The sequence below is a fragment of the Streptomyces sp. NPDC098101 genome (genome assembly GCF_044760185.1).
GTDB lineage: Bacteria > Actinomycetota > Actinomycetes > Streptomycetales > Streptomycetaceae > Streptomyces.
Genome location: NZ_JBIWAS010000003.1, coordinates 786788 through 800071, shown reverse-complemented (window position 1 = coordinate 800071; position 13284 = coordinate 786788). Strand labels below are relative to the sequence as shown.

The window sequence follows — 13284 nt, the reverse complement described above, 5'->3', positions numbered from 1 at the left end:
CGGGACCGGATGCGGTCGATCAGCCGTTCTGCGGCGGCAGGGCGGCGACGAAGGGGTGGTCGCGCTCGATCTCGCCGAGCTTGGAGGCACCACCGGGCGAACCGAGCTCGTCGAAGAACTCGACGTTCGCCTTGTAGTAGTCCTTCCACTCCTCCGGAGTGTCGTCCTCGTAGAAGATCGCCTCGACCGGGCAAACCGGCTCACAGGCCCCGCAGTCGACGCATTCGTCCGGGTGGATGTACAAGGACCGCTTGCCCTCGTAGATGCAGTCGACGGGGCACTCCTCGATGCACGCCTTGTCCTTGACGTCGACACAAGGCTGCGCGATGACGTAGGTCACGCTGTCGTTCCTCCTCGATAGGGCTGGTCTGCGCGGGAGCGCGGCGTCGTCGATGCCCGCACCTAGTATCTCCGTTCTCGGGGGCGATCCGAACAGGAGGGGTGGAGAAGCAGTGGAATTCACCGGCGGTGGGCGCCTTGAGATCCGTGTCACCAGCGCTGACGTGGGAAAACGTGTCTCCGTTCGGTGCGTGACCGACTCGGGCGAGGCGGGCGGCATGTTCACCGACACGGTCGGGGTTCTCACATCATGGGACGGTGGCGTGCTGCTGATCACACGAAGGAGCGGCGAGACCGTCCGGATCGCGGAATCCTCCCTGGTCGCGGGCAAGGTCGTGCCCGCCGCGCCGGCCCGCCGACGGGGCCCCTCGGCCACCTTCCCGGAGCTGGCGCGGGCCACCGCGCGCGCGTGGGAGCCGGTCGAGAGCGAGATGCTCGGGGACTGGGTCCTGCGCGCCTCCGACGGATTCACCCGGCGGGCCAACTCCGTGCTCCCCCTGGGTGATCCGGGGCTCCCGGTCGCCGAGGCGCTGACGCGCGTGCGGGAGTGGTACGCGGACCGGGGACTGCCCGCGTACGTCCAGGCCGCGACCGGCGCCGAGGGCACCCAGGAGCTGCTCTGCGCCGAGTTGGAGCGGCTCGGCTGGCGGCGCGAGGTGTCCGCCGAGGTGCGGATCGCGGCGCTCGCCCCGATCGGGGACCAGGACGCCGACGTCTCCGCCGTTCTCCTCTCCCGTACGGTCGACGAGGCCTGGTTGCGCCGCTACGGGCGCTCCGGGGAGCCGGGTCCGGCGGTGCGGGCGGTCCTCGCCTCCGGCCCGAGCGTGTGGTTCGCGTCCGTGGCGGGCGCGGACGGGGTGCCGGCGGCGATCGGCCGCTGCGTCGTCGACGGGCGCTGGGCCGGCTTCATGGCCGTCGAGGTCGACCCGGACCTGCGGCGCCGGGGCCTGGCCACGTCCGTGATGACCGCGCTCGCCCGCCGGGCCCTGGACGAGGGCGCGTCGGCGGCCTGGCTCCAGGTGGAGGCGGGCAACGACGGCGCGCGGGCGCTGTACGACGGCATGGGCTTCGCGCCCCACCACCACTACCACCACTACCTGCGGGCGGAGTCGTGACGCGGGAGGACCCCCTCGGCGACCCGGCCGACGGGCCGGAGGACGAGGCCCCCGGACCGCCGGACTGGCGGCGGGAGTTCGCCGAGGAGGCGCGGGCCGAGCGGCCCGACCTCGCGCGGCTCTGCCTGCTCATCGGGGCGGTGGCCGACCCCGCCGTCACCCGGCACGACCTCGACGCGGCCGAGATCGAACTCGACCGGCTCGCCGGGCTCGTCCCGTACGCGACCCGGGTCACCGGCGACTGGGCGGCCGCGCTCGCCGCGCTCCTCGGCCGCCACGAGGGGTTCGAGGGCGTGCCCGCCGACTACCAGCGTCTGGAGTCCTCGCTGCTCCACGAGGTGCTGCGGCGGCGCCGGGGGCTGCCGATCCTGCTCTCGGTGGTGTGGATGGAGGTCGCCCGCCGGGCCGGGGCGCCCGTGTACGGGCTCGGGCTGCCCGGCCACTTCGTCGTCGGCTTCGGCGACCCGGCCGACCTGGACCTCGCGGACCCGTTCGCGGGCGGGCGGGCCATGACGGGCGCGGACGCCGAGCTGCTGGTGACGAGCGCGACCGGCGAGGCGCTCGACCGCTCGATGCTCCGGCCGGCCGAGCCCGGCGCGATCGTGCTGCGCGTCCTCAACAACATCCGCGCCTGGGCGGCCCCCCGCCCCGAGCGCTCCGGCGTCGCCCTGTGGGCGGTCGAGCTCGCCCTGCTGCTCCCCTCCCACCCGGCGAGACTGCGCTACGAGCGCGCCGAGCTGCTGGTGCGGCGCGGGGACTTCCTGACGGGCGCGGTGGAGATGGAGGCGTACGCGCAGGTCATGGACGCGGTGGACCCGGAGGCGGCGACCACGATCCGCCGCCGGGCACTGGCGGCGCGGGCCCGGCTGAACTAGGGCCGGTCCGGCGGGCGCGGGCACAGGCGACGGCGCTGGCGGCTGGCGGCCGGCGGCCGGCGGCCGGCCGGGAACGGCCGTGGGGGGCGAGTGGTGCGCCACTCGCCCCCCACGAACGTTCGTCCCCGGGCCGTCAGCCCTGGCCGGACAGGTCGATCGTCTTCGTCCGCTCGGCGGGCGTCTTGCCGAGCAGCGCGTCGCGCATCACGAAGGCCACGTCGTCGGCGGAGACCTCGTGCTTGGTGCCGTCGCCCTTGGTGATCATGATGCCCTCGAAGGCGCCGTCCAGGAGCCGCTCGATCGCCTTCTTGTCGTAGACCTCGACCAGGCGGCCGTCGACGGCCTTCATGGAGAGGATCTGCGGCAGCGACCGCGCCGGGCCGAACTGGATCTCCTTGCCGCCCGCCCTGATCGTGATCCGGTCGGACATCGCGGGCTCCGCGAACTCCTTCATGGCCCGGTCCAGCTCGGCCTTGGTGACCGACGGCTGGCGGGACGTGACCGGCAGCTCGACCAGGTTGCTCCGCCCCGTCTCGACCTGGGCGCGGAAGGCGTCCTTGACCGAGAACATCGCGCGGCGGACGTCCAGGCCCTTGCCGGGCTTGCCCTCGACCGGGGTCACCTTGTTCGGCGCGAAGAGGATCGTGCCCTCGGTCGCGGAGCCGGAGGTGCCCGCCAGGTCGGTCAGGGCGACGGCGAGCTTCTCGTCGTCGACCGGGAAGACCGGCTTGGCGACCCGCTCGCCGCCGAAGAGGGAGCCGATGACCGAGACGGGGTTGTAGTCGCTGCCCGCGGCCCCCCGGACGGTCTCCTGGCTGTCGAGGGACAGGCCCGCCCGGTCCGGCGGCAGCTGGACCTTCTTGCCCGCGACGGAGAGCTGGAGCGGGGCCTGGGCGCGCTTGCCGAGGGCCTTCTCCAGCTTGTTGACGGCCTCCTCCTTCGTGCCGCCGCCGATGTCCACGCCGAGCACCGTGGTGCCCTTGGGGACGTCGGAGTGGTTGAGGAGCAGCCCCGCGCCGTAGGCGATGCCGAGGAGGCCGACGACTCCGGCGCCGAGGAGGACCAGCTTGGAGCGGCCCTTCTTCGCCGGGGCCCGGCCCGCCGGGGGCGCCTGGCGCGCGGCCGGGGCGGGAGCGGGGGCCGGGGCCGGCCGCTCCTCGATCCTCGGGGTGAGGTTCGGGCGGGCCGCCGTCGGCGGGACGACGGGGATGCCGCTGGTGAGCGTGTCGCCGGAGACGTGACCGCCGCCCCCGGCCGCCGGGCCGCCCGGGCCGGGGCCACGGCCGGGACCGGGCGCCGGGGCGGGCTGCTGGGGCGTCAGGACCGCGGTGTCGTCGGACATGCGGGGGGCGCCGCCGGGGAACGGGGAACCCCCGCCCGGACCGCCGTGCCCCGGCCCCGGCCCCTGACCCGGGCCCTGCGGCTGTCCCTGGCCCTGGCCCCGGAAGGGGCCCTGGCCCGCGCCGCCGGGGCCGCCGAGCGAGGCGATGCCGCTGGCCGGGCCGGTGGTCGGCCCGGTCGGAGCCGCCGGGCCCCCGTGGACGGGCGTGCCGCCGGCCGGGGTTCCGTCGTACAGGGGGGTGCCACCGGCGGGAGTGCCGTCGTACTGCGGCACACCGCCGGCAGGGGTCCCGTCGTACTGCGGCACGCCGCCCGCGGGAGTCCCGTCGTAGCGCGGTACGCCGCCCGCCGGGGTCCCGTCGTACGCCGGGGTGCCGCCCGCCGGGGTGCCGGTCTCGTAGAGCGGGTTGCCGGGGACGGGGCCGGGGCCGGGCTGGGCGACCGGGCGGCTCGACGGGGCGCCGCCGACCGTCGGGACGCCCGAGGTCGCGGAGCCCGCGAAGCCCGTGCCCGGGGCGTCCGGGCCGGGAGCCGTCCGCCTCGGGCCCGGCGCGGGGGCCGGGGACGGCGCCGGAGCGGGCGCGGGAGCCGGGGCGGGTGCGGGCGCGGAAGACTTGCGGGGGGCGAACCAGTCGCTCGTCTCCTTCGCCTTCGGAGCGGCCTCCTCTGCCCTCGGCGGCTCCGGGGCCGCCACCGGCTCGGGCTCCGGTTCCACGGCGGGGGCGGGCTCCGGCTCGGCCTCCGGGGCGGGCGTCTCGTTGACCGTCTTGCGGACCACGACCGGCGGAATCGGACGCGAACCCGGGATGTTGATCCGGATCCGGGTCGTCAGCGTCGTCTCGGTCTTGGGCTCCTCCGGCGGCGCGGACGCGGCGGCGGTCTCCTCCGGCGCGTCCTGCGAGGGGTGGAGCGACGGATACTGGCGGGAACCGTACGGCGGGGTGCCCGAGGGGTATGCGGCTCCACCGCGCCCCTGGGCGCCGGAGGACGGACTGTCAGTCTCTCGACCAGTTTCACGACTCAAAGCAGGATCTCCCGGTTGGCTCCACCGCCCGCTCTTGCTGATGCTCGTGTGACCCGGGCGGTTCGGCGGCGCGCACCACCATACTGGCCGCCGCCGTCACGCACCCGACCCCCGGGCCGCCGACGACGGGCAATCCGGCTGAAGTCGGGACGTCCCCGACCTCAAGTCCTCCTGCTCACCGGGCCGGTCGCGGCAGCCGCGCCAGCGTGGTGCACATCACAGCGATGCCCATGCCCCCGAAGAGGAAGAGCAGCTCGCCGACGCCCCCGCCGAACACCCCGTCGCCCTCGGGGCGTCCGAAGCTGAGCAGGACGACGGCGACGAGCCAGCCGCCGCCCGCGGCGGCCACGCCGACCTGGGTGCCGGTGGCGCGCAGCCCGCCGTAGAAGAGGCCGGCGGCGGCGAGGAGCGCCAGGAGCAGGCCGGCGGGGAGCCAGGCGGCCTGGACGAGGGCCCCGGCGGTCCCGACGAGGGCGCCGAGGACGAACAGGAGGGCGTACCAGACGTATCGGGCGTTGCGGGAGACGGGGAAGCCGTCGGACGCGGCGGCCGGACGGCCGGGCGCGGCGGGGCGGCCCGACGAGGCCGCGCGCCCGCGCGACGGGTTCGGCGAAGACCCCGGAGAGGACTTCGGGGAGGGCTCCGGGGAGGAAGAGGAGGGGCTCACGCGGTCACCCCCGCGAAGAGGTCCGTCTCGCGCTCGCCCTCGGGGGCGCCGGGGACGCCCCGGACCAGCTCGTAGTACTCGGTGGTGAGGATCGGCTGCCCGAGGTCGTTGGAGAGGGCGAAGAAGGGCCCGTCGACGGCGACTTGGGTGGCGTGCGCGGCCATCGCGGCGGTCTTGCGGGCCGCCTGCTCCGGGGTCGCGGCGATCTCGGCGGTGATCCGGTCCTCGGCGACGACGCCGGGGACGTCGGTGACGTCCGCGACCGCCGGGAAGGCGGAGCCCTCGGCGCGCAGCCGGGCGAAGCCGGCCTCGGCGACGGGGCGCGGGACGCGGTTCCAGTAGACCTTGGCGATGGTGTGGGCCGGACCGAGGTCGGGGCGGAAGGCCGGGTCGGCGGCCAGTTCGGCGGCGCGGGTGGCGACCCGGTGGGCCTGGATGTGGTCGGGGTGTCCGTAGCCGCCGTCGGGGTCGTAGGTGACCAGGACCTGCGGGCGGGTCTCGCGGATCACCTCGACGAGGTACGGGGCGGCGGTGTCGACGTCCGTGCTCCAGAAGGCGCCGTCCCGGCCGTTCTGCTCGGCACCCATCATCCCCGAGTCGCGGAAGCGTCCCGGGCCGCCGAGGAAGCGGTGGTCGGTGACGCCCAGCTCGGCCATCGCGGCCGCGAGTTCGCCGACGCGGTGCGGGCCGAGCCGGTCCTCCCGGTCCGGGGCCAGGTGGGCGAGGCCGGGCGGAATGACCTCGCCCTCCTCGCCGAGCGTGCAGGTGACGAGGGTGACGAGGGCGCCCTCGGCCGCGTACCTGGCCATGGTGACGCCGTTGTTGATCGACTCGTCGTCCGGGTGCGCGTGCACCAGCAGCAGACGGCGGGCGGGGAGATCGGACATGCCCCCACCCTACGAGACCCCGCGCGGCCGGACCGGGAGGAGGCCCCGGGTGCGGGGGCTCAGAACTTGAGGCCGCCGATCATGCCCGCCACGTTCGTCGTGAGGGTGCTGATGGACGGGGCGATGGACGAGCTCGCCAGGTAGAAGCCCAGGAGGGCACAGACCGCCGCGTGTCCGGCCTTCAGTCCGGATTTCCGGATCAGAAGGAAGACGACGATCGCCAGCAGCACCACCACGGAGATCGAGAGTGCCACGGCGGTTCACCTCCACACTTCTCGGTCGGACTTCTTCGGTCGGTTCGCCCGGAGCGGTTCGGGCATGGAGCAGAGAGCATGTGCCAGACGGATGCATACCCACCCAGCGCTACGGATCATAACTATCCGTGCCATCGCATCGATCGGCGGACGGAGGCACGAGGGGGGCGCACAGCGCTAGTTTCGGCCTCATGACCTCGTCTCGACAGCAGTCCGCCGCATCCTCGGCCGGACTCTCCTTCCCCCGCCAGCAGGCCAGGACCCAGCGCTTCACCCTGGGGGTCCCGCGCGGCTTCTCGGTCTCTCCCGACGGGGAGCGCGTGGTGTTCGTCAGATCCGGCTCCGGCACGGACCGTTCGCACCGGCTCTGGGTGCTCGACCTGCCCCGGGACGGCGCGCCCGCGGAGCGGGTGGCCGCCGACCCGGAGGCGCTGCTCGCGGGCGCGGAGGAGGAGTTGTCCCCGCAGGAGCGGGCGCGCCGGGAGCGGAGCCGGGAGGGCTCCTCCGGGATCGTGGCGTACGCGGTGGACGGCGCCGTGGAGTTGGCGGCGTTCGCCCTGTCGGGGCGGCTGTTCGCGGCGGAGCTGCGGGCGGGGACGGCGCGGGAGCTGCCGGTGCCGGGCCCGGTGATCGACCCGCGCCCCTCGCCGGACGGACGGCTCGTGGCGTACGTGGCGGAGGGCGCGCTGCGGGTGGTGGGCGCGGACGGCGCGGACGACCGGGAGCTGGCCGGTCCGGAGGACCCGCACGTCTCCTACGGATTGGCCGAATTCATCGCCTCGGAGGAGATGGGGCGGTATCGCGGCCACTGGTGGTCCCCGGCGTCGGACCGGCTGCTCGTGGCGCGGGTGGACGACCGGGCGGTGCGGGGCTGGTGGATCGCGGACCCGGCGCACCCGGAGCGGGAGCCGCAGCGGGTGGGCTACCCGGCGGCGGGGACGGACAACGCGGAGGTGCGGCTGTTCCTCGTGGGCCTCGACGGGTCCCGTACGGAGGTGGCGTGGGACCGGGAGCGGTACCCCTACCTGGCGCGGGTGCACTGGTCGGCGGCCGGGCCACCGCTGCTGCTCGTCCAGACCCGGGAGCAGCGGGAGCAGGCGCACCTGGCGGTGGACCCGGCGACCGGGACGGCCTCGGTGGTGCGGGTGGAGGAGGACCCGGCGTGGCTGGAGCTGCTTCCGGGGGTGCCGGCGTGGAGCGCGGACGGGCGGCTCGTACGGATCGCGGACGTCGCGGACGGGGGCGCGGACGTGGACACGGGCGACGGCGGGACGCGGGTCCTGGCCGTCGGGGACCGGGTCCTCACCGACGGGCGGCTGCACGTCCGGGCGCTGCTCGACGCCGGTCCTGACGACCTCCTCGTGTCGGCCTCGGCGGGTACGGGCGCGGCGGCGCCGGAGACCGGCGAGATCCATGTGTACCGGGTGACGGAGGAGGGCGCCGAGCGGGTGTCCGGAGGCGTCGGCACGCACGGCGCGGTGCGCGCGGGGTCGGTGACCGTCCTGGTGTCGGCGCGGCCCGAGGAGCCGGGGAGCACGGCGCGGGTGCTGCGGGACGGCGAGCAGGTCGCGGTGGTCGCCTCGTACGCGCAGCGGCCGGTGGTCACCGCCCGGCCCCGGCTCACGGAGGCCGGGGCCCGGCGGATCCCGTGCGCGGTGCTGCTGCCCTCGGGGTACGCGGAGGGCGACGGGCCGCTGCCGGTCCTGATGGACCCGTACGGCGGCCCGCACGGGCAGCGGGTGGTGGCCGCACACCATCCGCACCTGACGTCCCAGTGGTTCGCCGACCAGGGCTTCGCGGTGGTCGTGGCGGACGGGCGGGGCACGCCGGGCCGCTCCCCCGCCTGGGAGAAGGCGATCCTGCGCGACCTGACGCCGACGCTCGACGACCAGGTGGAGGCGCTGCGCGCGCTCGCCGGGCGATTCCCGCTCGACCTGGGCCGGGTGGCGGTCCGGGGCTGGTCGTACGGCGGCTATCTGGCGGCCCGGGCGGTGCTGCGGCGGCCGGACGTCTTCCACGCGGCCGTGGTCGGGGCGCCGGTGACGGACTGGCGGCTCTACGACACGCACTACACCGAGCGGTACCTCGGGACGCCGCAGGACGACCCGGAGGTGTACGCGGCGCAGTCGCTGCTCACCGACGACGGGCTGTCCTCGCCGGAGGTGCCGGTGCGGCCGATGATGGTCGTGCACGGGCTCGCGGACGACAACGTGGTGGTGGGGCACGCGCTGCGGCTCTCCTCCGCGCTGCTCGCGGCGGGCCGGCCGCACGAGGTGCTGCCGCTGTCGGGGGTCACGCACATGACGCCGCAGGAGCAGGTGGCGGAGAACCTGCTCCTGCTCCAGGTGGACTTCCTGAAGCGGTCCCTCGGGCTCGACCGGGACTGAGGGCGGGACCGGGACCGGGACCAGGGCTGGAAACGGGGCTGGAGCCGGGGCCGGTTCACCAGCCGGGTGGCCGGGGGTGCGGCGGGGGCGGCGGCAGCGCCCCCGCCGGCGGGTACGGGGCGGGCGCGGCGGCGGGGGCGCCGCGCCCGGCCAGGAGGACCAGGACGACGAGGCCCGCGAGCAGTCCGAGGACGGAGGTGAGGACGTCCGTCCGGTGCGGGGCGGGGAGGTCCGCGAGCCGTTCGAGGATCCCGTACCGCAGGGCCCCCGCCGTCCCGGCGAGGCCGCCCGCGGCCAGGAACGCCCCGGCGAGCAGCCCGGAGGCGCGGGCGTGGCGGGCCCGCGCGAAGGCGGAGGCGGCGGCCGTGGCGTACAGCGCGACGAGGACCGCCGACAGCCAGCCGGGCGGGGGCGCGAGGGTCGCCTTGACGACGGACCGGCCGCCGGTGAACCGGTCGACGGTGATCTCCGCGGGCAGCCGGACGCCCCAGTACAGCTCCCAGCCGGTGACGGTGACGGCGGCGGCCGCGAGGAGGACCCCGGCGGTGACGGCGGGGCCGGTGCGGGGGCGGCCGGGGAGCGGCTCGTAGGGGGTGTCCGCCGGGCGGCGGCCGAGGGCGGCCACGAGGACGAGGCCGGCGGCGAGGGCCAGTTCGAGGAGGGCGGTGACGAGGGCCCCGCTCCCGGGCGCCCAGAGGCCGGGCAGGCGCAGGGCGAGGGTGACGGTGCCGGTGGCGGCGAGCGCGGAGGCGGCGTGCCGCGAGCGGAGGGCGGCGACGGCGGTGGCCGCGGAGGCGGCGAGGAGCACCGGGTCGGCCAGGGAGGTGGCGGCCCGGCCCCGGGCCAGGAAGAACCGGTCCCCGGCCCAGTACCACGCGAGGTCGGCGGGCGAGCCGAGCGCGGCGAGGTCCTTGAGGATCCACACGGCGGCGACGAGGACGAGGGCGCCGCAGAGGGCGGCGCCGGTGAGTCGTGCCGGTCGTGTCACAGTCACGGCTTCGATACTCACGGTCGCGACCGGCCGAAACAAGCGGTTCCGGATATCCGGAGGGGCGGGGGTGGCCGGCCGGGGCGCTCGATGCGTCCCGGCCGGCCCACGGCACCCGCACGGCCGTACGGTGTGCAGTCTGTCGTGTCCGTATATCGGAGCCGAGTCGGGCGGGTTGCCCCGGTGTTAAGGGGTGCCGGGGGGCGGGGGGTCCGCCTCCGGGGGGTCCGTCTCCGGGGCCCCGTCGTCCGGGCGGAGGAGGTGGCTGCCTCCCGGGGGCGGAGTGCCGGGCCTCTTCTCCAGGTCCGGGGCGCCCTCCGGTGGGATGCCGACGCCGTCCTCCGGCGGGGTCCCGGCGCCGTCCTCCCCCGGCTTCTCCAGGACCGCCCGGTGTTCCTCCGCCACCACGTGCTTCTCCTCCGCGAAGTGGCAGGCCGAGTCGTGGCGGGCCGGGCTGTCGGTGAGGCGGAAGACGGCCGGGACCGCCAGGAGGGGGACCTCCTGGGCGCAGCGCTCCCGCGCCTTCCAGCAGCGGGTGCGGAAGCGGCAGCCGGAGGGGATGTTGGCCGGGGAGGGCACGTCGCCGGTGAGGATGATCCGCTCGCGGTGGGCGCGCGCCTCGGGGTCGGGGACGGGGACGGCGGAGAGCAGCGCCTGCGTGTAGGGGTGGGTGGGGTGGTCGTAGATCTGCGCGTCGGTGCCGATCTCGACGATCCGGCCGAGGTACATGACGCCGACCCGGTCGGAGATGTGCCGCACGATGGACAGGTCGTGGGCGATGAAGACGTACGACAGGGAGAACTCGGACTGGAGCTGTTCGAGGAGGTTGACGACCTGGGCCTGGACGGAGACGTCGAGGGCCGAGACGGGTTCGTCCGCGACGATGACCTCGGGCTGGAGGGCGAGGCCGCGGGCGATGCCGATGCGCTGGCGCTGGCCGCCGGAGAACTGGTGCGGATAGCGGTTGATGTACTCGGGGTTGAGGCCGACGACGTCCAGCAGGTCCTGGACCTTGCGGCGCCGGTCGCCCTTGGGCGCGACCTCGGGGTGGATCTCGTACGGCTCGCCGATGATGTCGCCGACCGTCATGCGCGGGTTGAGCGAGGTGTACGGGTCCTGGAACACCATCTGGATGTTCCGGCGGACCGCCTTCAGGGCGCGGGCGGAGAGCTTGGTGATGTCCTCGCCCTTGTAGCGGATGGTGCCGGAGGTGGGCCGCTCCAGGTTGACCAGCATCTTCGCGACGGTCGACTTGCCGCAGCCGGACTCGCCGACGATGCCGAGGGTCTCGCCGGCGACGAGGTCGAAGTCGACCCCGTCGACGGCCTTGACGGCGCCGACCTGCTTCTTGAAGAGGATGCCCTGGGTCAGCGGGTAGTGCTTGTGGAGGTCCCGCACTTCGAGGATCGCCTCGCCCGTCCCGGCCGCCCCGGTCGTCTCAGCCATGGAGGCACTCCTTCCAGAAGTGGCAGGCGCTGGCGCGCGGCACCGGGGACTCGGTCACCTCGTACAGCGGGGGCTCGTCGGTCCGGCAGACGTCCTGGGCCATCGGACAGCGCGGGTTGAAGGCGCAGCCGGGCGGGATGTGCAGCAGGTTGGGCGGCAGGCCCTTGATCGCGTACAGGTCCTGGCCCTTCTGGTCCAGGCGCGGGATCGATTCGAGGAGGCCCTTGGTGTAGGGGTGGGCGGGGGCCTTGTAGATCTCGTGGACGGGGGCCCGCTCGACGATCCGGCCCGCGTACATCACGGCGATCTTGTCGGCCACGTCGGCGACGACGCCGAGGTCGTGGGTGATGAGGATGAGCCCCATGTTGAGCTCGCGCTGGAGCTCCGCGAGGAGGTCCATGACCTGGGCCTGGACGGTGACGTCGAGGGCGGTGGTGGGCTCGTCCGCGATGATCAGCTCGGGTTCGAGGGCGAGCGCCATGGCGATCATGATGCGCTGGCGCATCCCGCCGGAGAACTGGTGGGGGTACTGGCCGACGCGTTCCTTGGCGGCGGGGATGCGGACCCGGTCCATCAGCTCGACGGCCTTGGCCCGGGAGTCCTTGCGGGACATGCCCCGGTGGACCTGGAACATCTCGCCGAGCTGGTCGCCGACGCTGAGGACGGGGTTGAGGGAGGACAGCGCGTCCTGGAAGACCATCGCCATCTTGGCGCCCCGGATCTTGCGCCGCTCGTCCTCCTTGAGCTTCAGGAGGTCCTGGCCCTGGAAGAGGATCTCGCCCCGCGTGATCTTCCCCGGGGGGACGTCGAGGATGCCCATGACGGCCTGGGCGGTGACGGACTTGCCGGAGCCGGACTCGCCGAGGACGGCGAGGGTCTCCCCCGCGTCGACGGAGTAGTCGACGCCGTTGACCGCCTTGGCCACCCCGTCCCGGGTGTGGAACTCCACGTGCAGGTCGCGCACTTCGAGCAGCATGGATCCCTACCTCAGCTTGGGGTCGAGGGCGTCGCGGACGGCGTCGCCGAGCATGATGAAGGCGAGCACCGTGACGGCCAGCGCGCCGGCCGGCCAGAGCAGCATGTGCGGGGCGTTGCGGATGTACGGCGAGGCCGCGGAGATGTCGATGCCCCAGGAGACGGTGGGGGGCTTGAGGCCGACGCCGAGGAAGGAGAGCGTGGCCTCCAGGGAGATGTACGTGCCGAGGGCGATGGTGGCGACGACGATCACGGGGGCCACGGCGTTGGGCGTGATGTGCCGCAGCAGCATCCGGGAGTTGGAGGCGCCGAGCGCGCGGGCGGCCTGCACGTAGTCGTTCTGCTTGGCGGTGATGACGGAGCCGCGGGCGATGCGGGAGATCTGCGGCCAGCCGAGCAGCACCATGAAGCCGATGACGGGCCAGACGGTGTTGTTGCTGACGACGGAGAGGAGGACCAGGCCGCCGAGGACGACGGGGATGGCGAAGAAGATGTCGGTGATCCGGGAGAGGAAGCCGTCCCAGGCGCCGCCGTAGAAGCCGGCGAGGCCGCCGAGGACCGAGCCGAGGAGGGTCACGCCGAGGGTGGAGAGGACGCCGACCTCGATGGAGGCCCTGGCTCCGTAGACCGTGCGGGTGTAGACGTCGCAGCCCTGGCCGTTGAAGCCGAAGGGGTGGCCGGGCTGGGAGCCCTCCTGGGCCTTGGAGAGGTCGCAGTCCAGCGGGTTGCCACTGGCGATGAGCTGCGGCCAGATCGCGATGACCACCAGGAAGAGGATGACCAGGCCGGAGATGATGAAGACCGGGTTCCGGCGCAGGTCGTGCCAGGCGTCGGACCAGAGGGAGCGGGCCTTCTTCTCGGGGCCCGTGCCGTCGGGGCCGCCGGGGGCCTTCTCCAGGGTCTCGGCCTCGGACATCGCGAGGTCGGTGGCGCCGCCGGCCCCGGTGGAGGCGATGGCCGACCCTTCGTCGTGGTGCTCGGGCATC

12 protein-coding genes are annotated in these 13284 nt (G+C 74.7%); 3 read left to right on the top strand and 9 right to left on the bottom strand.

Annotated elements, in window-relative coordinates; genetic code table 11:
• Positions 1–19: 19 nt before the first annotated feature.
• A complete protein-coding gene (gene fdxA, locus ACIQVI_RS16665) occupies positions 20–340 on the bottom strand; it encodes a ferredoxin (protein WP_053640884.1) in 321 nt (106 codons plus the stop codon).
• Positions 341–452: 112 nt separating this feature from the next.
• Between fdxA and ACIQVI_RS16660 the strand changes: the two genes are divergently transcribed.
• Together ACIQVI_RS16660 and ACIQVI_RS16655 are read left to right on the top strand one after the other, a co-directional pair.
• The gene (locus ACIQVI_RS16660; protein ID WP_403596078.1) at positions 453–1454 is read left to right on the top strand and encodes a GNAT family N-acetyltransferase; all 1002 of its coding nucleotides are present in this window, start codon (positions 453–455) and stop codon (positions 1452–1454) included.
• On the top strand, positions 1451–2329 hold the full coding sequence (locus tag ACIQVI_RS16655) for a tetratricopeptide repeat protein (RefSeq protein WP_403596075.1): 879 nt from the start codon (positions 1451–1453) through the stop codon (positions 2327–2329). Before ACIQVI_RS16660 ends, ACIQVI_RS16655 begins: the two co-directional genes overlap by 4 nt.
• 133 nt (positions 2330–2462) lie before the next feature.
• Here the strand turns inward: ACIQVI_RS16655 and ACIQVI_RS16650 are convergent, their stop codons facing one another.
• The 4 genes from ACIQVI_RS16650 to ACIQVI_RS16635 form a co-directional block, all read right to left on the bottom strand.
• The gene (locus ACIQVI_RS16650; protein ID WP_403596072.1) at positions 2463–4694 is read right to left on the bottom strand and encodes a hypothetical protein; all 2232 of its coding nucleotides are present in this window, start codon (positions 4692–4694) and stop codon (positions 2463–2465) included.
• Positions 4695–4869: 175 nt separating this feature from the next.
• A complete protein-coding gene (locus ACIQVI_RS16645; protein WP_403596068.1) occupies positions 4870–5361 on the bottom strand; it encodes a DUF6113 family protein in 492 nt (163 codons plus the stop codon).
• On the bottom strand, positions 5358–6248 hold the full coding sequence (gene mshB, locus ACIQVI_RS16640; protein ID WP_403596065.1) for an N-acetyl-1-D-myo-inositol-2-amino-2-deoxy-alpha-D-glucopyranoside deacetylase: 891 nt from the start codon (positions 6246–6248) through the stop codon (positions 5358–5360). Before mshB ends, ACIQVI_RS16645 begins: the two co-directional genes overlap by 4 nt.
• A gap of 59 nt (positions 6249–6307) precedes the next feature.
• Entirely contained in the window at positions 6308–6502 is a 195-nt protein-coding gene (locus ACIQVI_RS16635; protein WP_015035959.1) for a hypothetical protein, read from the bottom strand.
• 191 nt (positions 6503–6693) lie between these two features.
• Here ACIQVI_RS16635 and ACIQVI_RS16630 point away from each other — a divergent pair, with 191 nt between their 5' ends.
• Positions 6694–8889, top strand: coding sequence for a prolyl oligopeptidase family serine peptidase (locus tag ACIQVI_RS16630; RefSeq protein WP_403596062.1), 2196 nt, complete (start codon positions 6694–6696; stop codon positions 8887–8889).
• Between the two features lie 55 nt (positions 8890–8944).
• Here ACIQVI_RS16630 and ACIQVI_RS16625 read toward each other — a convergent pair whose 3' ends face one another.
• From ACIQVI_RS16625 to ACIQVI_RS16610, 4 genes are all read right to left on the bottom strand, one after another.
• Positions 8945–9883 (bottom strand): hypothetical protein, encoded by a 939-nt coding sequence (locus ACIQVI_RS16625; RefSeq protein ID WP_403596059.1) that lies wholly within the window; start codon positions 9881–9883, stop codon positions 8945–8947.
• A 180-nt stretch (positions 9884–10063) separates the two neighbouring features.
• A complete protein-coding gene (locus tag ACIQVI_RS16620; protein WP_403596056.1) occupies positions 10064–11323 on the bottom strand; it encodes an ABC transporter ATP-binding protein in 1260 nt (419 codons plus the stop codon).
• Positions 11316–12299 (bottom strand): ABC transporter ATP-binding protein, encoded by a 984-nt coding sequence (locus tag ACIQVI_RS16615; RefSeq protein WP_351973831.1) that lies wholly within the window; start codon positions 12297–12299, stop codon positions 11316–11318. The genes ACIQVI_RS16620 and ACIQVI_RS16615 overlap by 8 nt, the downstream gene beginning before the upstream one ends.
• Positions 12300–12305: 6 nt before the next feature.
• Positions 12306–13283 (bottom strand): ABC transporter permease, encoded by a 978-nt coding sequence (locus ACIQVI_RS16610; protein ID WP_403596882.1) that lies wholly within the window; start codon positions 13281–13283, stop codon positions 12306–12308.
• Position 13284: the final 1 nt, after the last annotated feature.

Coding starts and splice junctions, on each gene's coding strand:
- mshB (WP_403596065.1), bottom strand. CDS start 6,248: ATGTCCGATCTCCCCGCCCGCCGTCTGCTGCTGGTGCACGCGCACCCG.
- ACIQVI_RS16630 (WP_403596062.1), top strand. CDS start 6,694: ATGACCTCGTCTCGACAGCAGTCCGCCGCATCCTCGGCCGGACTCTCC.
- ACIQVI_RS16620 (WP_403596056.1), bottom strand. CDS start 11,323: ATGGCTGAGACGACCGGGGCGGCCGGGACGGGCGAGGCGATCCTCGAA.
- ACIQVI_RS16615 (WP_351973831.1), bottom strand. CDS start 12,299: ATGCTGCTCGAAGTGCGCGACCTGCACGTGGAGTTCCACACCCGGGAC.
- ACIQVI_RS16610 (WP_403596882.1), bottom strand. CDS start 13,283: ATGCCCGAGCACCACGACGAAGGGTCGGCCATCGCCTCCACCGGGGCC.